The sequence below is a fragment of the Streptomyces sp. SirexAA-E genome (assembly GCF_000177195.2).
GTDB classification, from domain to species: domain Bacteria; phylum Actinomycetota; class Actinomycetes; order Streptomycetales; family Streptomycetaceae; genus Streptomyces; species Streptomyces flavovirens.
The window spans coordinates 5,484,601-5,507,020 of the sequence record NC_015953.1 but is presented as its reverse complement, the minus strand read 5'-3'; the positions used below and the strand labels follow the sequence as shown (position 1 = coordinate 5,507,020).

The window sequence follows — 22,420 nt, the reverse complement described above, 5'->3', positions numbered from 1 at the left end:
CACGGTGCGCGGTCCCGGGCCGGGTGCGGAGGGGCCTCAGCCCAGCCGGGCCACGCGCCAGACGGCGAGCGCGACCAGTACGGCGCACACGGCGACGTACAGGCCCACCATGCGCCAGTCCGGGCGTTCGGGCGCTCCTCTGGCCGGCAGTCCCGGCCACGTGTGGCCCACCCGGCGCGCCGCCATCATGCCCCAGCCGGCCGCGCATCCGCTGATCAGCAGACCCAGCATGGCCACGAGGGGGCCGCCGTCGCCGAATTCGAAGGCGAGGGGGAAGGCGAACATCAGGGAGCCGAGTGCGGCCAGGACCACGATCGGCGCGAGCTGCCAGATCCGCAGTCGGCGTGCCGGCCGGAGCTCGACCTCGACCTCCGGGACGACGGCGTGCTCGTCCGGTCCGTCGGGGCTGAGGCGTCCCGCCTCGTGCCGCGCGTCCGGTGCTTCCTGGTCGGTGTCACGGGGGCCGGCCTCCATCGCCACGCGCCCTCCCCACTCTGACTCCACTGGTCGATCGATGCTCGATGATGGCACGCTCGCAGGGCCCGAAATGACGGTCGGAGCGTCCCGATGCCATCACGTGATCAGGCTGTAACCGCTCGTTCGACCAACGCCAGCGCCAGCTGCGGGAGTTCCCCGCGCCGTGCCTCGGCGCCGCTCAGCCACCGCACGCGCGCGTCGCGCCGGAACCACGAGTCCTGACGGCGCGCGAAGCGCTTGGTGGCGCGTACGGTCTCGGCGCGCGCCTCCTGTTCGGTGTACTCCCCCGCGAGCGCGGCGAGCACCTGCTGGTAGCCGAGGGCCCGGGAGGCCGTGCGCCCTTCCCGCAGCCCCAGGGTCTCCAGGTGGCGCACCTCGTCCACCAGGCCCGCCTCCCACATCCGGTCGACCCGGGCGCTGATCCGCGCGTCGAGCTCGGGGCGTTCGACGTCCACCCCGATCTGCACGGCGTCGTAGACGGCTTCGTCACCCGGGAGGTTGGCCGTGAAGGGTTTGCCCGTGATCTCGATGACCTCGAGGGCGCGCACGATGCGGCGTCCGTTGCTGGCCAGGATGGCCTGGGCGGCCCCGGGGTCCGCGGCGGCCAGCCGGGCGTGCAGGGCTCCGGAGCCGGCGCGGGCGAGTTCCTCCTCCAGCCGGGCGCGCACCTCCGGGTCCGTGCCCGGGAACTCGAGGGCGTCGATGGCGCCCTTCACGTAGAGCCCGGAGCCGCCTACCAGGACGGGGCTGCGCCCTTCGGCCAGCAGCCGGTCGATCTCGGCGCGGGCCAGCCGCTGGTACTCGGCGACGCTGGCCGCCTCGGTGACGTCCCAGATGTCCAGCAGGTGGTGGGGGACCCCTCCGCGCTCGGCGGGCGTCAGCTTCGCCGTACCGATGTCCATCCCGCGGTAGAGCTGCATGGAGTCCGCGTTGACCACCTCGCCGCCGAGCTCCTGGGCGAGGAACACCCCCAGATCGGACTTGCCGGCCGCGGTGGGGCCGACGACGGTGATGACGCGGGGGACGGGAGGCAGTCTTCTCACCGAGACAGTGTCTCAAACTTCAAGACGCCTCCCGGACCCCCCGGGGCGTCAACCCGCGCACGTCCCCCTCCCGGGACCACGCGTGCCGGGCCCCACCCGGGTAAAGTGTGGTCACAGTCCCCCAGCACGGAAGGTGGCCCCATGGGTTTCCTGGACAACGTGAAGGCCAAGCTGGCCCCGGTCAAGGAGAAGGTCGGCGACCTCGCGCAGCAGCACGGGGACAAGATCGACCAGGGCCTCGACAAGGCCGCGCGCACGGTCGACCAGCGCACCAAGGGCAAGTACAGCGACAAGATCGTGTCGGGTACGCAGAAGGCGAAGGACGCGGTCGACCGCCTGGGTCAGAAGAACGAGGGCGGGACACCGCCGACGCCGCCCGCCGCCTGACGGGTACCGCCGGAAAAGGGCCGTGGAGCATCCGCTCCGCGGCCCTCGGTCGTCTCAGGACCAGGAGGCGACGACGTAACCCACGCCGTACGGGGCGTCCTCGTACAGCAGTTGTCCGCCCAGCCCGGCCCCTTCGGCCGCGCCCGCGAGCACCTGCCAGGGCGCCCGCCCGGCCACCGCCAGTTCGTGCGCGAGCGACGCGTCCAGCGCGCCGAGCGCCGCGACGTCCGCGGCGCCCAGGGCCCGGGCGGCCTCCGCGTCGAAACCCACCGCCCGGTCGTCCAGGTAACCCGGCGCCTTGACGGTGCGGCAGGCGCTTCCGTCGCCCATCACCAGCATGGCCACCCGGTCGGCCCGTGCCGCGGCCTCGCGCCCCGTCTCGGCACAGCGGCCGACGGCCGCCCGCTCATCGATCCCGAGCCCTTCGACCGGCGCTCCGGCCCACCGGGCGCGCTCCAGCAGCCAGGCCCCCACGGCCAGGGAGGCGGGCAGCGTCCGCGGGGCCGCACCGGACAGCGCGGGGGCCTCCCCGAGCCGCACGGTGAGCTCGACACCGAATCCCGCGAAGGAGCCGGACGAGCCTGCCGGGAAGGCGCCCTCGTCCTCGGGGCCCGCGGGCCCCGTCACGATCAGCAGGTCGGGACGCGCGGCGGCGAGCACGCCCACGGCATCGGCGCACGCGGCCCTCGCGGCGTCGAGTTCGGGGGCGGCGCCCGCGGCCACCTCGGGCACCAGGAGCGGCGGACAGGGGCAGACGGCGGCGGCGACGAGCATGCCGGTCAGCGTACTGCGGTGACGGGCACGGATCACGGCCGCCCGAAGACCGCGCCACCAGGCACGAGGCGTCAGGCCGGAGACCGCGCCGCCGAGCACGGGCGTCCACCCCGGAACCACCCCATCGGGCACGGGTGCGTCGGCCCGGGTGATGCCCCGGGGCACCCGTCACACAGGGCGTGCCCCGGGTGAAGCGGCTCGGGGCCGCCCCGGGAGGGTCAGTCGCAGCCGCACCCGGGGGCCGCCGCGGCGGGCAGCGGGGCCGGGGCGCCGATGCCGGGGATGCCCAGCATCACTCCGGCGGACTTGGCGGCGGCGGCCGCGGTGCGCTTCTCCCAGGCGTCCCCCGACCGGGTGCGCCGTACGCCCACCGGCTCGCCCTCCGCGAGGAGGTGGTGCGGTGCCGCGTAGGTGATGTCGACGGTCACCACGTCGCCGGGACGGACGTCCTGGGCGGGCTTGGTGAAGTGGACGAGACGGTTGTCCGGGGCGCGGCCGGAGAGCCGGTGGGTGGCGCCGTCCTTGCGGCCCTCGCCCTCGGCGACCATGACGTCCAGGGTGCGGCCGACCTGCTTCTTGTTCTCCTCCCAGGAGATCTCCTCCTGGAGGGCGGACAGTCGCATGTAGCGCTCCTGGACGACCTCCTTGGGGATCTGCCCCTCCATGTCGGCGGCCGGCGTCCCGGGGCGCTTGGAGTACTGGAAGGTGAACGCGTTCGCGAACCGGGCCTCACGCACGGCGTGCATGGTCTGCTCGAAGTCCTCCTCGGTCTCCCCGGGGAAGCCGACGATGATGTCGGTGGAGATGGCCGCGTCCGGCATGGCCGCCCGCACCTTCTCGATGATGCCGAGGAACCTCTCCTGCCGGTACGAGCGGCGCATGGCCTTCAGGATCCGGTCCGAGCCCGACTGCATCGGCATGTGGAGCTGCGGCATGACGTTCGGTGTCTCGGCCATCGCGGCGATGACGTCGTCGGTGAAGTCGCGGGGGTGGGGCGAGGTGAAGCGGACCCGCTCCAGGCCCTCGATCGTGCCGCACGCGCGCAGCAGCTTCGAGAAGGCCTCGCGGTCGCCGATGTCCGAGCCGTAGGCGTTGACGTTCTGCCCGAGGAGCGTGATCTCGCTGACGCCCTCGGCGACGAGTGCCTCGATCTCGGCGAGGATGTCGCCGGTGCGACGGTCCTTCTCCTTGCCGCGCAGGGCCGGAACGATGCAGAAGGTGCAGGTGTTGTTGCAGCCCACGGAGATCGACACCCAGGCGGCGTACGCGGACTCGCGGCGGGTGGGCAGCGTGGAGGGGAACGCCTCCAGGGACTCGGCGATCTCGACCTGCGCCTCCTCCTGGACGCGGGCACGCTCCAGGAGCACCGGCAGCTTGCCGATGTTGTGCGTACCGAAGACGACGTCCACCCAGGGCGCGCGCCGGACGATGGTGTCGCGGTCCTTCTGCGCCAGACAGCCGCCGACCGCGATCTGCATCCCGGGGCGCTTGGTCTTCATGGGGGCGAGGCGGCCGAGGTTGCCGTACAGCTTGTTGTCGGCGTTCTCGCGGACGGCACAGGTGTTGAAGACGACGACGTCGGCGTCCCCGTCGGAGCCTTCCGGGGCACGGACGTATCCGGCGTCCTCGAGCAGCCCCGACAGGCGCTCGGAGTCGTGGACGTTCATCTGGCACCCGTAGGTGCGTACCTCGTAGCTCTTCTGGACGTCCACTGCTTCGCTCCGGTTGCCGCTGCTCATGGGACAAGGGTAGGCGGTGGCGCCGGTCCCCCCGCCGCCGGAGTCTTCGCCCGGGTCCGGCCTGGCCAGGACAGGGACCGGCCTGGCAGGATCGCGCCATGCTGCACGCACTGTCCCGTTTCGGCCGTCGGCGCGCCTTTCAGGGGGGCGCGGCCGCCGCGGTGGTTCTGGGGCTCCTGGTGTGGTGGGTGTTCCCGCTCGGGAAGCCGGAGCCGAGCGGGACGCTCACGTTCTCCACGGGCGTGCGCAGCGGGGTGTACGAGCGCTACGGGCAGCGCCTGGAGGGCGCCCTGGCCAAGGACATGCCCAAGGTGTCGATACGGCTGCAGACCAGCGAGGGCTCGCAGCAGAACATCGAACGCGTGGCGACGGGCGAGGCCGACTTCACGATCGCCACCGCCGACGCCGTCGCCACCTACCTGCAGAGCGGCCGCCCCGGGGGCGAACGGCTGCGCGGGTGCGTGCGCCTGTACGACGACTACGTGCAGCTGGTGGTCCCCCGGGACTCCGACATCCGTCGGGTCGCCGATCTGCGGGGCAAGCGGGTCGGCGTGGGCCAGAAGGGCTCGGGGGTCCTCCTCGTCGCGGACCGGCTGATGGCGGCGGCGGGCGTCGACCCGGGCGGGGACGTCACCCCGGTGGAGGCGGGCATCGACACGATGCCCCAGCGGCTCGTCGACGGCCGTCTGGACGCGTTCTTCTGGTCCGGGGGGCTGCCGACGGCCGCGCTGGAAGACCTGTCCAAGAAGTTCGCCGTCCGGCTGGTGCCGCTGGAGGACTCGCTGATCAGCCGGCTCCAGGCGGTCGGTGGCTCCACCCGGCACTACCGCTCGGCCGTGATGCCGGCGGACGCGTACCGCGACGCGCAGCAGGGACAGGCGGTGCGTACGGTCGCGGTGGCCAACCTGCTGGTCACGACGGACCGTACGGACCCGCTGATGACCGAGGCGTTCACCCGGACCGTGATCGACAGCCGGGACCGGATCGGCCGCGAGGTGCACGCCGCCCAGCTGGTGGACCTGCGCACCGCCATCTACACCGACCCGCTTCAGCTCCACGAAGGGGCCAGGCGGTACTACCGCTCGGCCAAGCCCTGACGGTTCAGGCCTGCGGCGGGTTGCGGGGCACGGTGACCGTCACCCGCAGGCCGTGCGGCTCGTGCGTGCCGTAGCCGATCGATCCGCCGCCCGCCGTGAGCAGGGTGCGGGAGATGGACAGGCCCAGGCCCGACCCCTGGACGTTCTGGTGCCGGTTGCTGCGCCAGAAGCGGTCGCCTATGCGCTCCAGCTCCTGCTCGGTGAGGCCGGGCCCCCGGTCGGCGACGACGACGGTCGCACCGGCGCCGTCGGCCCCCACCGTGACCCTGACCTCCTCGCCCGGGGGCGTGAACTTCAGCGCGTTGTCGACGACGGCGTCCAGCGCGCTGGAGAGGGCGACCGGGTCGGCCCAGCCGGTCACGGCGGGCGAGCCGTCCTGCGTGAGCCGTACGCCCCTCTCCTCGGCCAGCGGACGCCAGGAGGCGACCCGTTCCGCGGTGAGTGCCGCGATGTCGGTGAGCTGGAGGTCGGCCGCGGTGTGTTCGGCCAGCGCGAGGTCCAACAGGTCGTCCAGGACCCGGGCGAGTCGCTTGCCCTCCGTACGGACGGAGGTGATCTCCTCGTTTCCTTCGGGGAGTTCCAGCGCGAGGAGCTCGATCCGCAGCAGCAGCGCGGCCAGTGGATTGCGCAACTGGTGCGAGGCGTCGGCGACGAAGGCGCGCTGCTGCTCCAGCACGTCCTCGACGTTGTCGGCCATCTCGTTGAACGAGCGGGCCAAACGCCTGAGTTCCGGCGGCCCTCCGGACGCCGCGACCCGCGACCGCATCCGTCCGCTGGCGATGTCGTGGGTGGCCGCGTCCAGGACCCGCACGGGCAGGAGCACCCATCCGGCGAGCCGGAACGCCGCGCCCAGTGCCACCAGCATGGCGAGGGACTCGCCGAGCCCGATGAGCAGCCAGCCGCGCAGGGTCCGGGAGCGCATCTCGCCGGTGGGCGAGTCGGTGACCACCACGGCTACCACGTCACCGTCCCGGACGACCGGTGAGGCCACGACGACCCGGCCGTCCTGCCAGGGCCACACCTGGGGCGGGTCGTGCGAACGGCGCCCGAGCAGCGCCTCCTTGAACGCCTCGCGCCCCTCCCCCTCGCGCGGCAGGAACCAGGAGGCGGGCGCCTTCGCGAGGGCGCGGTCGTCCCGGTAGAAGACTCCGACCCTGATCCCGTACACCGATTCGTAGGCTTCGAGCTCGGTCTGCAGGATCCGCTGCCGTTCGTCCGCGCCCTCGACGGGCTCGCTCACGAACTGGGCGAGCGCGGCGAAGCGGGCCGTGTCGTCGATCCGGTCGATGACGACCCGCTGCTGTTCGGCCGCGGCGACGCGGACGCCCAGCGGCAGTCCGAGGGCGAGCAGGACGGCGGCCATCAGCACGATGAGCACGGGGAGCAGGCGGGTACGCACCGGTGACGTACGTCCTCAGCGGGACGGCGGGACGAGCCGGTAGCCGACGCCCCGCACGGTCTCGATCAGGGCGGGGAGCCGCAGCTTGGAGCGGAGCGACGCCACATGCACCTCCAGCGTGCGGCCCGTCCCCTCCCAGCTGGTGCGCCATACCTCGCTGATGATCTGCTCGCGGCGGAAGACGACCCCGGGGCGCTGCGCGAGAAGGGCGAGCAGGTCGAACTCCTTGCGGGTGAGCTGGACCTCCTGGTCTTCGACGCTGACCCTCCGGGTGGGCAGTTCGATGCGCACGGGTCCGAGCAGCAGGGCCGCAGCGGGGTTCGCCCCGGTGTCCTCGCCCGTCGTCCCGCGCCGGGCGACGGCGTGGATCCGGGCCAGCAGCTCCCCGGTGTCGTAGGGCTTGACGACGTAGTCGTCAGCGCCGAGGTTCAGGCCGTGGATCCGCGAGCGGACGTCGGCCCGGGCGGTCACCATGATCACGGGGATCGCGGACCGCTTGCGGATCTTCCCGCACACCTCGTAGCCGTCCTGGTCGGGCAGCCCGAGGTCCAGGAGCACGACACCGAAGGGTTCCTTGTCGGCGGGGAGCAGCGCCTGGAGGGCCTCCTCGCCGCTGCGCGCGTGCACCACCTTGAACCCGTGCCGTGCGAGCACGGCGGACAGGGCCGCCGCGACGTGGTCGTCGTCCTCGACGAGCAGCAGCCTCATGGCCCTCCTCTCCGTCTCGCGGGTGCACGGACGGTTAAAACCAAGCGTGATGTTGCGTACAGGGCATCCACTCCGATGACGGGTACGCACGTCAAGCCCCTCCCCGTTACCACTGGGTTTCCGTTACCCACCCGGTACGCCGACGTGCGGGTCATGACGTCCTGTTCACACGGAGTGTCCTGTTGCAACCGGATCGTTATGCTCAATTTCCGCTCAGATGTAATGACGCTGATCGCACTGCGTCACTAGGGTCCTTCCCTAACCGAGGAGGACGGAGCAAGAAGCCGATGAGCGGAGTTTCAGTGACCAAGGCCGCCGAGGATGCCGCACCTGTGGCGAACGACCTTGTCGTACTGAGCAACGTCAACAAGCACTTCGGCGCGCTGCATGTGCTCCAGGACATCGACCTGACCATCGCCCGTGGCGAGGTCGTCGTCGTCATCGGACCCTCCGGGTCCGGTAAGTCCACGCTGTGCCGCACGATCAACCGCTTGGAGACGATCGACTCGGGCGCGATCACCATCGACGGCAAGCCGCTGCCCCAGGAGGGCAGGGAGTTGGCCAGACTGCGTGCCGATGTCGGCATGGTCTTCCAGTCGTTCAATCTCTTCGCGCACAAGACGGTGCTCGAGAACGTCATGCTGGGCCAGATCAAGGTCCGCAAGGCCGACAAGAAGGCCGCGGAGGAGAAGGGCCGGGCCCTGCTCGACCGGGTGGGTGTCGGGGTCCAGGCGGACAAGTACCCGGCGCAGCTCTCCGGTGGTCAGCAGCAGCGTGTGGCGATCGCCCGTGCGCTGGCGATGGACCCCAAGGTCATGCTCTTCGACGAGCCCACGTCGGCGCTCGACCCGGAGATGATCAACGAAGTGCTCGAGGTCATGCAGCAGCTGGCCCGGGAGGGGATGACGATGGTCGTCGTCACCCACGAGATGGGCTTCGCCCGCTCGGCCGCCAACCGGGTCGTCTTCATGGCGGACGGGAAGATCGTCGAAGAGGCCACGCCGGACCAGTTCTTCAGCGCTCCGCGCAGCGACCGGGCCAAGGACTTCCTGTCGAAGATCCTTCACCACTGACCGTCTCGCGCGACGGACGTCCGTCAGCACTGCCACCACCGACCTACGACACGAGGACTGTTCCCATGAAGCTCCGCAAGTCGGCCGCCGTCGCGGCCATCGCCGTACTCGCCCTGACCGCGACCGCCTGCGGCGGCAAGGAGGGCTCTGCCGGTGACAAGCCGTCGGGCGTCAAGCCCGGCGGGTCCGAGGCCCCCGCGCTCCCGAAGTACACCGTGGCGACCGGCGTCGACCTCGACTCGCCGGCCTTCAAGAAGGCCAAGGAGCGCGGCAAGCTGATCATCGGCGCCAAGGCCGACCAGCCCTACCTGGGCTTCGAGGACCAGGCGACCAAGGAGCGCTCGGGCTTCGACATCGAGATCGCCAAGATGATCGCGGCGGACCTCGGCTTCTCCGACAAGCAGATCGAGTGGAAGACGGTCGACTCCGGCATCCGCGAGACGGCGATCGCCAAGGGCCAGGTCGACTACCTCGTCGGTACCTACACGATCAACGACGAGCGCAAGAAGCAGGTCGGCTTCGCGGGCCCGTACTACAAGGCCGGCGCCGACCTGCTGGTCCGCAAGGACGAGAGCTCCATCACCGGCAAGGACGCGGTGAAGGGCAAGAAGGTCTGCTCGATCGTGGGCTCCACTCCGCTCCAGGAGATCAAGAAGCCGGAGTACGGCGCCTCGGTCGTCGAGCTGGCCAAGTACTCGGACTGCGTGCAGCAGCTCCTGACGAAGCAGGTCGACGCCGTCACCACGGACGACTCGATCCTCAAGGGCTACGCCGCCGCCAACTCCGGCAAGCTTAAGGTCGTCGGCCAGCCGTTCACCGAGGAGCCGTACGGCGTCGGTCTGAACAAGGACGACAAGGCTCTCCGCGACGCGATCAACACCTCGCTGGAGAACCACACCAAGGACGGCACCTACAAGAAGATCTACGAGGCGACCCTGGGCCTGTCCGGTTCGGCCTACACCGAGCCGCCGGCCATCGAGCGCTACTGACCCCGGCGCCTCGCCGACGTCCCACCCCGGCACCCCGCGTGCCGGTGAGGCGTCCCGTATGCCGCCGTCCCTGAGCACGGTGGGCGTACGGGGCGCCGCTTCCCCTGCCCTGATGCCGCTGACCGCCGACGCGGAGACCTCATGAACGTATTGCTCGACAACTTCCCAGAGTTCCGCGACGGCTTCATAGGAACTGTGTCGATCACCGTCGTCAGCTCGGTCATCGCCCTGGTCCTGGGTGTCCTCATCGCCGGCTTCCGGGTCTCTCCCGTACCGCCGCTGCGAGTCTTCGGCACCGCCTGGGTGACCCTGCTGCGCAACACTCCCCTGACCCTGCTCTTCCTGATCTTCTTCTTCGTCGTACCGGAGATCCTCTTCCCGGGCATGAGCCCCTTCCTGCTCGGCTCGCTCGCGCTCGGCCTCTACACCTCCTCCTTCGTGTGCGAGGCCGTCCGTTCGGGCATCAACACCGTCCCCCTGGGACAGGCCGAGGCCGCGCGGTCCATCGGTATGACGTTCGCCCAGACCCTGCGCATGGTGATCCTGCCGCAGGCGACCCGGACCGTCATCCCGCCGCTGAGCAGCATCTTCATCGCGCTCACGAAGAACTCCGCGATCGCCGGCGCCTTCAGTGTCACCGAACTCTTCGGCTGGCAGAAGCTGATGAGTGACAGGGGCTACGACATCGTCCCCGTCTTCATCTGGGTGGCCCTCGGCTACCTGGTCGTCACCTTTGCCATCAGCGGTCTGTTCCGGCTGCTCGAGCGCCGTATGGAGGTCGCCCGATGAGTGCCAGCGTTCTCTACGACGCCCCGGGCCCCAAGGCCGTCGTCCGCAACCGCGTCTACGCGGTCGTCGGGTCCCTCGCGATCGTCGCCCTGCTCGCCGTCGGTGTGATGCGGCTGGCGGACAAGGGGCACCTCGCCCCCGAGATGTGGGACATCTTCAACTACTCCGGCATCCGGCAGAACATCGCCGACGGCATACTCGCCACGCTCAAGGTGTTCGGCCTCGCCGCGGTCGGCTCCCTGGTGCTCGGCGTCGTGCTCGCCGTGGGACGGCTCTCCGACCACAAGCCGGTCCGCTGGCTGGCGACCGGGTTCATCGAGCTGTTCCGCTCCATCCCGCTGCTGATCACGATCTACGCCATCTGGGTCGGCTTCCTGACCGACTACTCGATGTGGGCGCTGGCCGCCGGCCTCTCGGTCTACAACGGCTGCGTCCAGGCCGAGGTGCTGCGGGCGGGCGTCAACTCGGTGCCCAAGGGGCAGAGCGAGGCGGCGTACGCCCTGGGGATGAGCAAGACCCAGGTGATGGTCGGCGTGCTGATCCCCCAGGCCGTCCGGGCGATGCTGCCGACGATCATCAGCCAGCTCGTGGTGACCCTCAAGGACACCTCGCTCGGCTACATCATCCTGTACCCGGAGCTGCTGAACAGTGCCCGTCTGATCGCCTCCAACACCCTGGTCAACGGCCAGTACCCGTACGTCTCGACGATCGTCGTCATCGGCGTCATCTACGTCGCGATGTGTCTGCTGCTGTCGGCGCTCGCGACCTGGATCGAGAAGCGCGGTCGCCGCGCCAAGACGGGCATCGTGGTGGCCGACGCCACGCCGCCCACCGAGATGGGCAATGTCATCGACGGCTCGGGCGGCCGGTAGGTAGGTAGGTAGGTAGGTAGGGCACACGGACGACGCGAGGCAGCGGTCGGCGGCGGGCACGGTGCTCCCGCCGACCGCCGACCGCGTTCCGCCGCCCGCCGCCCGCCGCCCGCCGCCCATCGGAACGGGTCCGCCGGTTCACCCGGGGGCCCGTTCGGTGTCTCCCGCCGTCCTCCACGGCGCACCCCGGGCGCACGCCGGACGGGTCGGTCGCCTCCCTCCGGGTGCGCTGTGCGAAGCCCTGTGACGTGGGCGTGCGCCCCGGGGCACCCGTACCCGCGCCGGGACACGGCTGTCACTTGACGCAAGCACCGGCAGTGAGTTGCATACGTTCTGTGATCGCGCCCCGAGCATCCGCCTCCGCCCCATCGTCGGCCTCCTCCTCCCTGTCCGCCGTGCCGCGCCGAGGAGCCTCGCCGTGGACCCGGTGATCGTCGTCGGCGCCGGTCCGGTGGGCCTGGCGTTGTCGCTCGCCCTCGCGGACCAGGGCGTCCCCTCCGTCGTACTCGACGAGGGCCCCGGGAAGGACGAACCGCGTCCCGCCCGCACCGTCGTCCTGCGCGAGGACACCGCAGACCTGGTGCGGCGGCTCGGCTGCGCGTCGCTGCGCGAGAAGGGGCTGCGCTGGACCGGCTGGCGGTCGGTCCGCCGTAAGCAGTTGGTACGGGCCGTTCCGCTCGGCGAGGAGGACGGCACCGTCCCCCTGCCGTCGCCCGTCCATCTGCCCCAGCACGCCCTGACGTGGGAGCTGCGGGCGGCAGCCGAGGCGCGTGAGCTGGTGCGCCTGGTGCCCTTCAGCCGGCTCGACACACTGGAACAGGACCCGCACGGAGTCACCGCGCACACCAGGGAGCCCGGAGCCACCTGGTGGCGCGGTAGCTATCTGGTGGGCTGCGACGGCGCGCGGTCCACGGTGCGCAAGCTGCTGGACATCCGGTTCCCGGGCCGTACGGCGGTGGAGCGGCACGCCGTCGCCGCGCTCCGTGCCGAGCTGCCCTGGCCCGGTGAGGCCGTGCTGCACCGGTCCCCGCCCTGGCGCACGGGAGGTGCCGAGGTCACGGCGCGCCCGCTGCCGGACGGGGTCTGGCGGCTCGACTGGCTCCTGCCGCCGCGCGGTGAACTCGTCACCCCTGACGCCCTGATCACCCGGATCCGCGACACCCTGGCGGGCTGGTGCGGCGAGACCCCGCCCTACGAACTGCTCGACACCGGCGTGTACACCCTCCACCACCGGCTGGCCCGGCGGTGGCGCTCCGGGCGGGCCTTCCTGGCCGGGGACGCCGCGCACCTCCTGGGAGCGCTCGGTACCCAGGGCCTGGACGAGGGCCTGCGGGACGCCGAGAACCTTGCCTGGAAGCTGGCGCAGGCCTGGCACCAAGGCGCCTCCGAGCTGCTCCTCGACAGCTACCAGGCCGAGCGGCGAGCCGCGGTCGCCTCCCGGCTGCGCGCGGCCGACCAGTCACTGCCGATACTGCGCGGCGGAGCGGGCCTGCGGACGCTCGTACCGGGCAGCGCGCGCGGGCACGACACCTTACTGGCCGACGGCCACTTGGGGTGCGGCCCGCTGGGTGCGCCCCCCTCGTACACGCACTCCCCCCTTTCGCCTCAACGCGCCGGGGCGCACACCCCGGTGAGTACGCCCCCCGGTGCGCCGGTCACCGATGTGCGGGTGACGGCGCCGGACGGGGCTTCGGTTCGGCTGCGCGACCGGCTGGGGCAGGGGCGCCTGCTGGTGGTCCTGGTGGCTCCGGGCACCGGGGTGTGGGACCGGCGGCACTGGCTGACCGCCGGTGTCATGCCCCGGCTCGTCGAGGCGGTGGACGCGCTGCCCGTGAGGGCGGAGCTCCTGGTGTCCGAGAGCTATCCGGGGGCGACGGCCCACACCGTGCTGCTGGTGAGGCCGGACGGGCACCTGGTGGCGGCCTTCAACGGGGTCCGGCCCGCGGAACTCCTCGCGGCGGCCGACGCGGCCCGCGGAGGCGCCCCCGGTACGGCGTACGACGCCGGGGCCACGAACGACGACGAGGGCGCACACGGGCACCGGGACCGGGACCCGGCCGGGGACCGCGCGGACGACCGCCCGCGGTCCCGGGGCGAGGTCCGGGCACCCGGCGGCTCCCGGCGGTCCGGTGGTTCCGGCCGGTCGAAGGGGCCCGGCCCGTCCAGGGGCCAGGGCCGGTCCGGAGGAGGTTCCGACCGCACCGCGGACGTCGATTGACCACCGCAGGCGCACATGGTGTACTCCAGATCATGACCGACACCGATGTGCGCCTGTGGCGGAGGGTCCATATGGACCTCGTCCGCTATGCGGGCTGCGTGTGTCGTCCGTCCTGCTGAATCGCCTTCCCCACGCCCCGTGCTGTGTGCCGCACGGCTGCGTCTCCACGCGAACTCTCAGGACGGTCCCTGTGTCTGTGCCCTCTCCCTCCACGCCCACGTCTCTTTCCACGTCCACGCCTCCTTCCACGGGCACGGCTGCCTCCGGCGGCGAGTCCGGACCCGCTTCCTCCGGGCCGAGCGTCGCGGACCTGCTCGCCTTCGTCCGGCGGGCCGCCGAGGACACCGCGCTCATCGCATCTCTCCCTCTCGACCCCGAGGGCCGCACCTGGCTCCGGCTGGAAGGGCCCGGGGGCAGCGAGGCATGGCTGATCGGCTGGCCGCCCGGTACGGGCACCGGCTGGCACGACCACGCCGAGTCCACCGGCGCCTTCACGGTGGCCACCGGCGCCCTGCGGGAGCACTCGCTGGCCGCACGGCTGCCCGCGGACGGCTGGAAGTCACTCGAACTGGACGAAAACATCGACCGTACGCGGCAGTTGGCGACCGGTCAGGGCAGGGGGTTCGGCCGGCACCACGTGCACGAGGTGCTGAACGAGTCCGAGCACGAGCACGCCGTGTCCGTGCACGCCTACTACCCGCCGCTGCCGCAGATCCGCCGGTACAGCCGCACGGGCGCGGTCCTTCGCCTGGAGCAGACCGAGCGTCCCGAGGACTGGCAGTGACCGCGGAACACCGGGGCGCCCCGCGCCTCCCCCACCCGGACGTCACGGAGCCAGGTGTCACCGAGCCGGGTCTCCCACAGCCGGGTGCCACACGCGCAGGCCCCTCGGAGCCGGTGGGGATAGACGAGCTGCTGGAGCGGGTCCGGGCCGGCTACGACCGGGTGGACCCGTCGCAGGCCGCCGCGGCAGCGGCCGAGGGCGCGCTGCTGGTGGACATCCGTTACGCGGCTCTGCGTGAGAAGGACGGCCTCATCCCCGGTGCGCTCGTCGTCGAACGCAACGAGCTGGAGTGGCGTCTCGATCCCCGGGGCAGCCATCGCCTCCCTCAGGCGGTGAGCCACGACCAGCGGGTCGTGGTGATCTGCAACGAGGGGTACGCGTCGAGTCTCGCGGTCGCGTCCCTGCGGCAGCTGGGCCTGCACCGGGCCACCGATCTGACCGGCGGTTTCCAGGCCTGGCGCGCGGCGGGACTACCGGTCACGGCGCCGGGCACCACGACCGCCTGACCGCCCTGCCGTGCCTGACACCGGGGCCCCGGCACCGGTACGCCCGGACTGACATGCTCCGACACCGACATGCTCTGACACACCCGAACGCCGCTCCCCGGTGGAGGGAACGCCTCACGCGACGGACATTCGGCTCAGTAATGAGCCGCAATGTACGGAGATGTCGCGCCGATGGAAACCGTTCCCCTCACCCCCGACCAGCTCGACGCCCAGGCCGCCCGACTGCACGACACGGACGCGTGGCGGCAAATCGTCACGGGCTGGCAGGACACCGCTGCGGAGCCGGTGCTTCCGGACCCCGCCCCACGCCCGGTCCTCCCGGAACCGGTTCTGCCGCAACCCGTCCTGCCCGAGCGGGTACCGCCACTCCGGGCCCCCGGCTCGGCGGTACCGGCCGAGCCGGGGGAACGGACCGGGCCGGCGGAACGAACGGTTTCGGCAGAGTCGGCGGGGTCGGCAGCCGACTGGCGTGGGCTGCTCTCGCTGTCCGTCGACAGCCTCGTGGAGGAGTCGCTGCGCGCGCTGCCTCCCTCGGCACCCCGCGAACGCCCGCTCCCCGGCCGACTGGGCGCGCTGCTGCCGGACCGCCTCCACACCTGGCGGCGGATCGGGCAGCCGGATGTGCCGCCTTCCGTCCACCTCGCTCACGCGCGGCAGATCCTGACCGAGTGGGGCTGGCAGAACACCCCGTACCGGCTGCGCAACGCCCGGGGCGCACGCTGTCTGTGCGGAGCCATGCTGACGGCGCACCGTCTGGGGTACGGCTCGCTCGAAACCGTGGACCGGGCCGGCGCCTGGCTGATCACCGAACTGCGTGCCCAGGGCTGGACCGGCCTGATCGGCCCCTGGAACCGTCAGCCCGGGCGCACGGCGTCGGACGCCCTGTCCCTGCTCGACGCCACGATCCGCCGGGCCGCACTCGCCGGGCACTGAGCCCCGCCCAGAAGGGCTCATTCAGAAGGGTTCGTCGAGCCCTTCCGTCTCCTCCCCCTCCGCTTCGAGCGCTTGGCGCACCACACGCAGTGCCATTCCCTCCCCGTACCCCTTCCGCGCGAGCATCCCCGCCAGCCGGCGCAACCGCTTGTCGCGGTCCAGACCGCGGGTGGAGCGCAGTTTGCGGTCAACGAGTGCTCGGGCGGTCTCCTCCTCCTGCTCGGAGTCGAGCTGCCCGACCGCCTCGTCGATCAGCGCCGAATCCACGCCCTTGGTGTGCAGTTCGCGTACGAGAGCCCGTCTGGCCAGCCCTCTGCCGCGATGCCGGGACTCGACCCAAGCACCCGCGAACGCGGCGTCGTCGATCAGCCCGACGTCCTCGAACCGCGACAGCACCTCCTCCGCCGCCTCGTCCGGGATCTCCCGCTTGCGCAGGGCGTCCGCGAGCTGTTTCCGGGTCCGCGGAGTCCCGGTCAGCAGCCTCAGGCAGATGTTCCGCGCCTGCTCGACCGGGTCCAGCGGCTCCCCCTTCCCGGCCCTCGACGGGAGGGAGGAGCCGCCGTCTCCTGAGCGGGAACGGGACCTGCGCCCCTTCCCCTGGCCGGACCCGGCCCCCGCACCGGGTCCGAAGCCTTCGGCGGACTCCGCGGCGGACTCGGGGCCGGCGCCCGCGTCCGCGCCGGACCACTCCGTACGTCGCGTCACGGTCTAGCTCTTGGCCGCCGCGGCCTTGGCCGGCTTCGCCTTGGCCGCTGGAGCGGGCACCGACTTCGCCGCCGGGTCCGCTGCGGCCCCGGCTGCCACCACCGCATCGGCCGCGGGCTCCGCCGCCGGGTCTTCCGGCCGGACGCCGACACCGAGCTTTTCGAGGATCTTCTTCTCGATCTCGTTGGCGAGGTCGGGGTTGTCCTTGAGGAAGTTGCGGGCGTTCTCCTTGCCCTGGCCCAGCTGGTCGCCCTCGTACGTGTACCAGGCGCCGGCCTTGCGGACGAAGCCGTGCTCCACGCCCATGTCGATCAGCCCGCCCTCACGGCTGATCCCCTGGCCGTAGAGGATGTCGAACTCGGCCTGCTTGAACGGCGGCGCGACCTTGTTCTTGACGACCTTGACTCGGGTGCGGTTGCCCACGGCGTCGGTGCCGTCCTTGAGCGTCTCGATACGCCGGATGTCCAGACGCACCGAGGCGTAGAACTTCAGCGCCCGGCCACCGGTCGTGGTCTCCGGCGAACCGAACATCACACCGATCTTCTCGCGCAGCTGGTTGATGAAGATCGCGGTGGTCTTGGACTGGTTGAGCGCGCTGGTGATCTTACGGAGCGCCTGGCTCATCAGACGGGCCTGCAGACCCACGTGCGAGTCGCCCATCTCGCCCTCGATCTCCGCACGGGGCACCAGGGCCGCGACGGAGTCGATCACGATCAGGTCCAGCGCACCGGAGCGGACCAGCATGTCCACGATCTCCAGCGCCTGTTCACCGTTGTCCGGCTGGGACAGGATGAGGCTGTCGATGTCGACGCCCAGCTTCTTCGCGTACTCCGGGTCCAGAGCGTGCTCCGCGTCGATGAACGCCACCGACCCGCCGAGCTTCTGGGCGTTCGCCACGGCGTGCAGCGTCAGCGTCGTCTTGCCGGACGACTCCGGGCCGTACACCTCCACCACGCGGCCGCGCGGCAGACCGCCGACGCCGAGCGCGACGTCGAGCGCGGTCGATCCCGTGGGGATCACCTCGATCGGCTCGTTCGGCCGCTCACCGAGACGCATCACCGCACCCTTGCCGAATTGGCGTTCAATCTGTGCGAGCGCGGCGTCCAGCGCCTTCTCGCGGTCGTTTCCTGCCATGGGTTCCACCCGATTTGCTTGTGTCGATCGCTTCACGTCAACGACGCTAACCCCTGCCACTGACAATGGGCCTCGGCGTCCTCCCGACCTGTGGATAACTCCGCGGCCGGGGACCGGGAAACAGCGGCCGGAACCCCATATGAATGGATGTTCGATTTTGGTGTCAAGCGCACCACGCGTGTCCCGTGCCGGCGCGCGCACGGTCTGCCACGGTCGTGGAGCGGCCCTGCGGCCGGGACGACATGGCGCCGCCGGCCCGCTCACTCGCCGGATGCCGGCCGCCGCTCTTCTCCGCCACCGTCGTCGGTACCGCCGCCGTCCTCGTTCTCTTCTCCCCTCCCGGTCACCGCACGGTGGACCCGCGACAGCACCGGCTCACCACGCCGCCAGCGACGTCCGCCGGACACCCTCGGATCGTCCGTGACGTCGTAGCGCTTCACGTACGCGCCCAGGAACGCCTGGAGCGTCGCCACCGCCGGGATGGCGACCAGAGCACCGACGGCACCCATCAGCGCCGTTCCGGCGATGACCGAGCCGAAGGCGACCGCGGGGTGGATGTCGACCGTCTTGGAGGTGAGCTTCGGCTGGAGCACGTAGTTCTCGAACTGCTGGTAGACCACGACGAACGCGAGTACCCACACCGCGTACCAGGGATCGACGGTGAAGGCGATCAGCATGGGCAGCGCACCGGCCAGATACGTGCCGATGGTGGGGATGAACTGGGAGACCAGCCCCACCCAGACGGCGAGGGCGGGAGCGTAGGGCACGTCGAGGAAGACGAGCAGGACGTAGTGGGCGATCCCCGAGATCAGGGCCATCAGGCCGCGTGAGTAGAGGTAGCCGCCCGTCTTGTCGACCGCGATCTCCCAGGCGCGCAGCACCTCGGCCTGCCGGGCGGGCGGCAGCACGGAGCACAGCGCGCGCCGCAGCCTGGGGCCGTCCGCGGCGAAGTAGAACGAGAACAGGAAGATCGTCAACAGCCGGAAGAGGCCGCCGAGCACCGTCGTGGAGACGTCGAGCACCCCGGTGGCGCTGTTCTGGACGTACCTCTGCAACCAGTCGGAGTGCAGCAGGCTGTCCTGGACCCCCACCCGGGACAGCTCGGTGTGGAAGGTCTGGTTGATCCAGTTGATCACCGAGTCGAGGTACTTGGGGAAGTCCTCGATCATGTTGGCGATCTGCCCGGCGAGCATCGAGCCGAGCAGCACGACGAAGCCGACCCCGGCGATCAGTACCGCCAGGAACACCAGGAAGGTGGCGAGCCCCCGGCGCATCCCCCGGTCGGCCATGCGGCCGACGGCGGGCTCGACCGCGAGGGCCAGGAAGAAGGCGATGACGATGTTCGTCAGCAACCCGATGAGCTGGTAGAAGGCCCAGCTGCCCAGCTGGAAGCACCCGTAGAGGGCCAGGGCCATGATCATCGCGCGCGGCAGCCACCCCGGCATGCGCACGGGACCGGAACCGGGCGGTTCGGGTGGCGCGGCCGGCGGGACAGGTGGTGCGGCGGGCGGCGGATTCTGGGCGGTCTCGTCTGTCGGTGCCACGGCACAAGTCTCGCCTACCGACGTACGGTCCCGGCGCCTGCCCCGGGCCCGGGCCGACCACCGCGAGCGGGCGCCGGACCTCAGCGCTTGTCCGGGGGGATCCCCACCGCCGAGCAGACCCCGCGCCACACGTCCTTGGTCTCCCAGCCCGCGTCGAGCGCCTCGTGCACCGTACGGCCGCCGAGTTCGGCCATCACGTGATCGCGTGCGAAGGAATCGGCGTAGGCCTCACCGAAGTGATCGGCCATCCGCTCCCAGAAAATCGTCAACCGCATGACTCCAGTATCCCGCTCCTGCGAGTGCAGCCGGGCCGGTACGCCCTGGCGCCGTCTGTTTCCCCTCTACGGTCGGTCCATGGCTGGAACCGGAGCACCCTCCCTCGCCCGCGCCGAGCAGTTCGTCTGGCTCACCGCACGCGTCCTGGAACAACGGCGGTTCGCCCATCTCTTCCTGGGCGGGAGCGCGGACGCGGTCGAGGCCGCTCTCACGGCCTACCTCAACGAGGACGGCGGCTACGGTCACGCGCTCGAACCCGATCTCCGGGGGCCCGTGAGCCAGCCGCTGCACACCGCCCACGCGCTCAGCGTCCTCGACTCGATCGGGCGGTGCTCGGGACCGCGGGTGGAGCGGATCTGCCGCTATCTGACCGAGGTGTCGACCAAGGAGGGCGCACTGCCCGCCCTCCACCCCTCGCAGCGCGGCTACCCCGCCGCTCCCTTCATCCCCGTCGTGGACGACCCGCCGGCCGAGTTGCTGGCGACCGGTCCGGTGGTCGGGCTGCTGCACCGCAACCGGGTGTGGCACGCGTGGCTGTTCCGGGCCACCGACTTCTGCTGGGCCGCCGTCGACGCGCTGGAGCGGTCTCACCCGTACGAGATCGAGGCGGCCGTCGCCTTCCTGGACGGTGTGCCGGACCGGGCGCGCGCCGAGGCCGCCGCCGACCGGCTCGGGCACCTTGTGCGCGAGCAGCGCCTCGTGGTGCTGGACCCGGGGCGCCGGGCGGAATACCCGGTGGCTCCCGGTTATGCCCCCGGGGAGCACCACTTCCCGTACGACTACGCGCGCACCCCCGGGTCGTTGGCGCGCCGCTGGTTCAGCGAGGACGAGCTGGAGGGCTCCCTGGACCGGTTGGCGGCCGAGCAGCGGGAGGACGGTGGGTGGCCGGTCAGCTGGCGACGGTGGGCGCCCGGCACCGAGCTGGAGGGGCGGCCGCTCGTGACCCTCAGGGCCCTGCAGACCCTGAGGGCCTACGGGCGCGGCCCGCGCTGAGGTCCTACGCCAGGGCGCGTACGCCCGCCGTGACGACGACGGCCGCGCCGACGACGACGAGGAAGGGGGCCCGCAGGACGAGCGCCAGGGCGGCGGCCGCGAGCCCCGCCGCCCTGGCGTCCGGCGCCAGCTGCTGTCCGTCGCCGAAGGTCTGCTGGGCGGTGAGGGCCGCGAGCAGGGCGACCGGCAGGAGCGCGGCCAGCCGCTGTACGAGAGGGCGTTCGAGTACGCCGGCGGGGACCAGCAGTCCCAGGAGCTTGGCCAGGTAGCAGCCCACCGCCGTGAGCCCGATGGCGATCCAGATGTTCACCGGCCCTCCCGGGGGTTCGTCGTCTCCACCTTGCCGGCCGTGCCCGTACCGCCGCTTTCCCCGCGCCCCCTGAGGAAGAGGACGACGGGGGCGGCCAGGGCGGCCACCAGGACCGGCACGCCCGCCGGCAGGACCGGCAGCAGCCCCAGGACGAGGAGGACCGCCAGCCCGGCCGTCACGCGCTCCGTGGCGCTCTTGAGCATCGGCGCGAGCAGGGCCAGGAAGACGGCGGGGCTCGCCGCGTCCAGCCCCCAGGTGTCGGTGTCACCGAGCGCCTCCGCCCCGAGCGCGCCCACCAGGGTGGTGAGGTTCCACAGGACGTAGAGGGTGAGGCCGGTGACGGTGAAGCCGATGCGCGCGGACCGCCGGGTGGGCTGGGGCAGTGTGACGGCGGTCGTCTCGTCGATGACCCAGTGGGCGGCCAGCGGCCTCAGTACGCGCGGCACGGCCAGCAGCTGGGAGAGCCGCAGTCCGTAGAAGGCGTTGCGTACACCGAGGAAGAAGGCACCGGCCGCGGCGGTGTAGGGGTTGCCGCCGGCCGCCAGCGCGCCCACGAGGGCGAACTGCGAGGCCCCGGTGAAGACCAGGAGGCTCAAGGCACAGGTCTGGAGCAGGGTGAGCCCGGATCCGGCCGAGGTGACCCCGAAGGCGAAGCCGGAGAGGCCCACGGCGACACCGACGCCGAGCGCATCCCGCACGACCGCGGCATCCGGCTGCCCGCCGTCCGGCGGGGCGCCGGTGTTCTGAGGGGATGCTGTCTGTTCTGGCACGCCCGGAACGTTACGGCGGGGATCCGGGACCCGTCTTGTACGTTCCTGCGCGTTCCCGCCGGTAGGCACCCGGGGGTACTCCCACGATCCGGGTGAAATGACGGTTGAGATGGGGCTGGTCGGTGAAGCCGACCGCGGTGGCGGCCTCGGCGGGGGCCGTCCCCTCGTCGAGCATGCGCCGCGCACGACGCACCCGGGCGTCGGTGAGCCAGGTGTGCGGGGGCATCCCGTACTGCTTCCTGAAGGCGCGCAGCAGGGCGAAGGGGCTGGTGCCCAGTTCGCTGGCGAGGGCCTCCAGGGTCGGCGGGCGCTCCATCCGCTCCTCCAGGACAGCCCGGGCACGGGCCGCGTCACGCGAACCCGCGGCGCGGGGTGCCCGGGAGGGCAGCACGGTGCCGTGGCTGTCGAGCAGGCGGGCCACCAGGACGCGCAGGACGCTGTCGGCGGCCAGTGCGTTGCCCTCCTCGGCCGCCCGGTGGACCTCGGCTATCAGCCGGGCGGCCTGGGGGTCCACCACGCTGGTCCGGGCGAATCCGACCGTGCCGCGCAGGCTCGTCAGGTCGGCGGCGATGTCGTTGACCACCCGGGCAGAGGGGTAGAGCGTGGCGTACACCCATCCGTCGGGCACCCCGGCGCGCGCGGTGTGCGGCACCTCCGGGTTGATCATGACGACACTGCCGGGTCCGGCGTGCACGGTGCCGTCCGGCAGGCCGACATCCTCGATGCCCTGGGTGACGGAGCCGAGGACGTAGCCCTCGTGGCTGTGGCGCGGGAAGGTGTGGCGGACGTAGCGGGCCCGTAGCAGGTCCAGGTCCGGCAGCTCGGCGTACTGCCAGTGCCGTGCCCACTCCTTCACCGCTCCCGCTGCCGCCATGGCCGGATTCTCGCAGGTCCGGACCG

The 22,420-nt window shown here is 71.7% G+C and carries 24 protein-coding genes; 11 read left to right on the top strand and 13 right to left on the bottom strand.

Features of this window, described 5'->3' with window-relative positions:
* Positions 1–36: 36 nt before the first annotated feature.
* On the bottom strand, positions 37–474 hold the full coding sequence (locus SACTE_RS24645) for a hypothetical protein (RefSeq protein WP_014048731.1): 438 nt from the start codon (positions 472–474) through the stop codon (positions 37–39).
* Positions 475–581: 107 nt separating this feature from the next.
* Positions 582–1,520 carry a tRNA (adenosine(37)-N6)-dimethylallyltransferase MiaA gene (gene miaA / locus SACTE_RS24640; RefSeq protein WP_014048730.1) on the bottom strand — a complete coding sequence of 313 codons (939 nt, stop codon included), beginning with the start codon at positions 1,518–1,520 and terminating at the stop codon, positions 582–584.
* Positions 1,521–1,661: 141 nt separating this feature from the next.
* Between miaA and SACTE_RS24635 the strand changes: the two genes are divergently transcribed.
* Positions 1,662–1,907: an antitoxin gene (locus SACTE_RS24635; RefSeq protein ID WP_014048729.1), complete on the top strand. Its 246-nt coding sequence runs from the start codon at positions 1,662–1,664 to the stop codon at positions 1,905–1,907.
* 54 nt (positions 1,908–1,961) lie between these two features.
* Here the strand turns inward: SACTE_RS24635 and SACTE_RS24630 are convergent, their stop codons facing one another.
* Complete coding sequence (locus SACTE_RS24630; protein WP_026359126.1) at positions 1,962–2,681, bottom strand: class III extradiol dioxygenase subunit B-like domain-containing protein; 720 nt, start codon at positions 2,679–2,681, stop codon at positions 1,962–1,964.
* A gap of 218 nt (positions 2,682–2,899) precedes the next feature.
* Complete coding sequence (gene miaB, locus SACTE_RS24625) at positions 2,900–4,420, bottom strand: tRNA (N6-isopentenyl adenosine(37)-C2)-methylthiotransferase MiaB (RefSeq protein WP_176724307.1); 1,521 nt, start codon at positions 4,418–4,420, stop codon at positions 2,900–2,902.
* A 98-nt stretch (positions 4,421–4,518) separates the two neighbouring features.
* Here miaB and SACTE_RS24620 point away from each other — a divergent pair, with 98 nt between their 5' ends.
* The gene (locus tag SACTE_RS24620; RefSeq protein ID WP_014048726.1) at positions 4,519–5,517 is read left to right on the top strand and encodes a TAXI family TRAP transporter solute-binding subunit; all 999 of its coding nucleotides are present in this window, start codon (positions 4,519–4,521) and stop codon (positions 5,515–5,517) included.
* 4 nt (positions 5,518–5,521) lie between these two features.
* Here the strand turns inward: SACTE_RS24620 and SACTE_RS24615 are convergent, their stop codons facing one another.
* Both SACTE_RS24615 and SACTE_RS24610 read right to left on the bottom strand, forming a co-directional pair.
* A complete protein-coding gene (locus tag SACTE_RS24615) occupies positions 5,522–6,916 on the bottom strand; it encodes a HAMP domain-containing sensor histidine kinase (RefSeq protein WP_014048725.1) in 1,395 nt (464 codons plus the stop codon).
* Positions 6,917–6,931: 15 nt separating this feature from the next.
* A complete protein-coding gene (locus tag SACTE_RS24610) occupies positions 6,932–7,624 on the bottom strand; it encodes a response regulator transcription factor (RefSeq protein ID WP_014048724.1) in 693 nt (230 codons plus the stop codon).
* Between the two features lie 287 nt (positions 7,625–7,911).
* Between SACTE_RS24610 and SACTE_RS24605 the strand changes: the two genes are divergently transcribed.
* The 8 genes from SACTE_RS24605 (at position 7,912) to SACTE_RS24570 (ending at position 15,788) form a co-directional block, all read left to right on the top strand.
* Positions 7,912–8,697: an amino acid ABC transporter ATP-binding protein gene (locus SACTE_RS24605; protein WP_014048723.1), complete on the top strand. Its 786-nt coding sequence runs from the start codon at positions 7,912–7,914 to the stop codon at positions 8,695–8,697.
* A gap of 65 nt (positions 8,698–8,762) precedes the next feature.
* Positions 8,763–9,686, top strand: a complete 924-nt coding sequence (locus SACTE_RS24600) for a glutamate ABC transporter substrate-binding protein (protein ID WP_014048722.1) — start codon at positions 8,763–8,765, stop codon at positions 9,684–9,686.
* A gap of 141 nt (positions 9,687–9,827) precedes the next feature.
* Positions 9,828–10,475, top strand: coding sequence for an amino acid ABC transporter permease (locus SACTE_RS24595; protein WP_014048721.1), 648 nt, complete (start codon positions 9,828–9,830; stop codon positions 10,473–10,475).
* Entirely contained in the window at positions 10,472–11,347 is an 876-nt protein-coding gene (locus SACTE_RS24590; protein WP_014048720.1) for an amino acid ABC transporter permease, read from the top strand. The genes SACTE_RS24595 and SACTE_RS24590 overlap by 4 nt, the downstream gene beginning before the upstream one ends.
* Positions 11,348–11,765: 418 nt before the next feature.
* Positions 11,766–13,565 (top strand): FAD-dependent monooxygenase, encoded by a 1,800-nt coding sequence (locus SACTE_RS24585; RefSeq protein ID WP_014048719.1) that lies wholly within the window; start codon positions 11,766–11,768, stop codon positions 13,563–13,565.
* 190 nt (positions 13,566–13,755) lie between these two features.
* A complete protein-coding gene (locus tag SACTE_RS24580; protein ID WP_014048718.1) occupies positions 13,756–14,349 on the top strand; it encodes a cysteine dioxygenase in 594 nt (197 codons plus the stop codon).
* 113 nt (positions 14,350–14,462) lie between these two features.
* Positions 14,463–14,855 (top strand): rhodanese-like domain-containing protein, encoded by a 393-nt coding sequence (locus tag SACTE_RS24575; protein WP_226995183.1) that lies wholly within the window; start codon positions 14,463–14,465, stop codon positions 14,853–14,855.
* 171 nt (positions 14,856–15,026) lie between these two features.
* Positions 15,027–15,788, top strand: coding sequence for a hypothetical protein (locus tag SACTE_RS24570; RefSeq protein ID WP_014048716.1), 762 nt, complete (start codon positions 15,027–15,029; stop codon positions 15,786–15,788).
* 21 nt (positions 15,789–15,809) lie between these two features.
* Here SACTE_RS24570 and recX read toward each other — a convergent pair whose 3' ends face one another.
* The 4 genes from recX to SACTE_RS24550 form a co-directional block, all read right to left on the bottom strand.
* Entirely contained in the window at positions 15,810–16,493 is a 684-nt protein-coding gene (gene recX / locus SACTE_RS24565; RefSeq protein WP_014048715.1) for a recombination regulator RecX, read from the bottom strand.
* A gap of 3 nt (positions 16,494–16,496) precedes the next feature.
* Positions 16,497–17,627 carry a recombinase RecA gene (gene recA, locus SACTE_RS24560; RefSeq protein ID WP_014048714.1) on the bottom strand — a complete coding sequence of 377 codons (1,131 nt, stop codon included), beginning with the start codon at positions 17,625–17,627 and terminating at the stop codon, positions 16,497–16,499.
* 260 nt (positions 17,628–17,887) lie between these two features.
* Positions 17,888–19,072 (bottom strand): AI-2E family transporter, encoded by a 1,185-nt coding sequence (locus SACTE_RS24555; protein ID WP_014048713.1) that lies wholly within the window; start codon positions 19,070–19,072, stop codon positions 17,888–17,890.
* Positions 19,073–19,251: 179 nt separating this feature from the next.
* Positions 19,252–19,446 carry a DUF3046 domain-containing protein gene (locus tag SACTE_RS24550; protein WP_014048712.1) on the bottom strand — a complete coding sequence of 65 codons (195 nt, stop codon included), beginning with the start codon at positions 19,444–19,446 and terminating at the stop codon, positions 19,252–19,254.
* A gap of 79 nt (positions 19,447–19,525) precedes the next feature.
* Here SACTE_RS24550 and SACTE_RS24545 point away from each other — a divergent pair, with 79 nt between their 5' ends.
* Complete coding sequence (locus SACTE_RS24545; RefSeq protein WP_014048711.1) at positions 19,526–20,440, top strand: hypothetical protein; 915 nt, start codon at positions 19,526–19,528, stop codon at positions 20,438–20,440.
* Positions 20,441–20,444: 4 nt separating this feature from the next.
* On the opposite strand, the gene SACTE_RS24540 is transcribed toward SACTE_RS24545, so the two are convergent.
* From SACTE_RS24540 to SACTE_RS24530, 3 genes are read right to left on the bottom strand one after another with little or no spacing between them, the layout of a single operon-like run.
* On the bottom strand, positions 20,445–20,750 hold the full coding sequence (locus SACTE_RS24540) for an AzlD domain-containing protein (protein ID WP_014048710.1): 306 nt from the start codon (positions 20,748–20,750) through the stop codon (positions 20,445–20,447).
* Positions 20,747–21,520, bottom strand: coding sequence for an AzlC family ABC transporter permease (locus SACTE_RS24535; protein ID WP_026359125.1), 774 nt, complete (start codon positions 21,518–21,520; stop codon positions 20,747–20,749). Before SACTE_RS24535 ends, SACTE_RS24540 begins: the two co-directional genes overlap by 4 nt.
* Before the next feature lie 10 nt (positions 21,521–21,530).
* Positions 21,531–22,394 (bottom strand): AraC family transcriptional regulator, encoded by an 864-nt coding sequence (locus tag SACTE_RS24530; protein ID WP_014048708.1) that lies wholly within the window; start codon positions 22,392–22,394, stop codon positions 21,531–21,533.
* Positions 22,395–22,420: the final 26 nt, after the last annotated feature.

Coding starts and splice junctions, on each gene's coding strand:
- SACTE_RS24635 (WP_014048729.1), top strand. CDS start 1,662: ATGGGTTTCCTGGACAACGTGAAGGCCAAGCTGGCCCCGGTCAAGGAG.
- SACTE_RS24590 (WP_014048720.1), top strand. CDS start 10,472: ATGAGTGCCAGCGTTCTCTACGACGCCCCGGGCCCCAAGGCCGTCGTC.
- SACTE_RS24595 (WP_014048721.1), top strand. CDS start 9,828: ATGAACGTATTGCTCGACAACTTCCCAGAGTTCCGCGACGGCTTCATA.
- SACTE_RS24550 (WP_014048712.1), bottom strand. CDS start 19,446: ATGCGGTTGACGATTTTCTGGGAGCGGATGGCCGATCACTTCGGTGAG.
- SACTE_RS24570 (WP_014048716.1), top strand. CDS start 15,027: ATGGAAACCGTTCCCCTCACCCCCGACCAGCTCGACGCCCAGGCCGCC.
- SACTE_RS24530 (WP_014048708.1), bottom strand. CDS start 22,394: ATGGCGGCAGCGGGAGCGGTGAAGGAGTGGGCACGGCACTGGCAGTAC.
- miaB (WP_176724307.1), bottom strand. CDS start 4,420: ATGAGCAGCGGCAACCGGAGCGAAGCAGTGGACGTCCAGAAGAGCTAC.
- SACTE_RS24620 (WP_014048726.1), top strand. CDS start 4,519: ATGCTGCACGCACTGTCCCGTTTCGGCCGTCGGCGCGCCTTTCAGGGG.
- SACTE_RS24555 (WP_014048713.1), bottom strand. CDS start 19,072: ATGCCGGGGTGGCTGCCGCGCGCGATGATCATGGCCCTGGCCCTCTAC.
- SACTE_RS24545 (WP_014048711.1), top strand. CDS start 19,526: ATGGCTGGAACCGGAGCACCCTCCCTCGCCCGCGCCGAGCAGTTCGTC.
- recA (WP_014048714.1), bottom strand. CDS start 17,627: ATGGCAGGAAACGACCGCGAGAAGGCGCTGGACGCCGCGCTCGCACAG.
- SACTE_RS24630 (WP_026359126.1), bottom strand. CDS start 2,681: ATGCTCGTCGCCGCCGCCGTCTGCCCCTGTCCGCCGCTCCTGGTGCCC.
- SACTE_RS24605 (WP_014048723.1), top strand. CDS start 7,912: ATGAGCGGAGTTTCAGTGACCAAGGCCGCCGAGGATGCCGCACCTGTG.
- SACTE_RS24600 (WP_014048722.1), top strand. CDS start 8,763: ATGAAGCTCCGCAAGTCGGCCGCCGTCGCGGCCATCGCCGTACTCGCC.
- SACTE_RS24645 (WP_014048731.1), bottom strand. CDS start 474: ATGGAGGCCGGCCCCCGTGACACCGACCAGGAAGCACCGGACGCGCGG.
- SACTE_RS24610 (WP_014048724.1), bottom strand. CDS start 7,624: ATGAGGCTGCTGCTCGTCGAGGACGACGACCACGTCGCGGCGGCCCTG.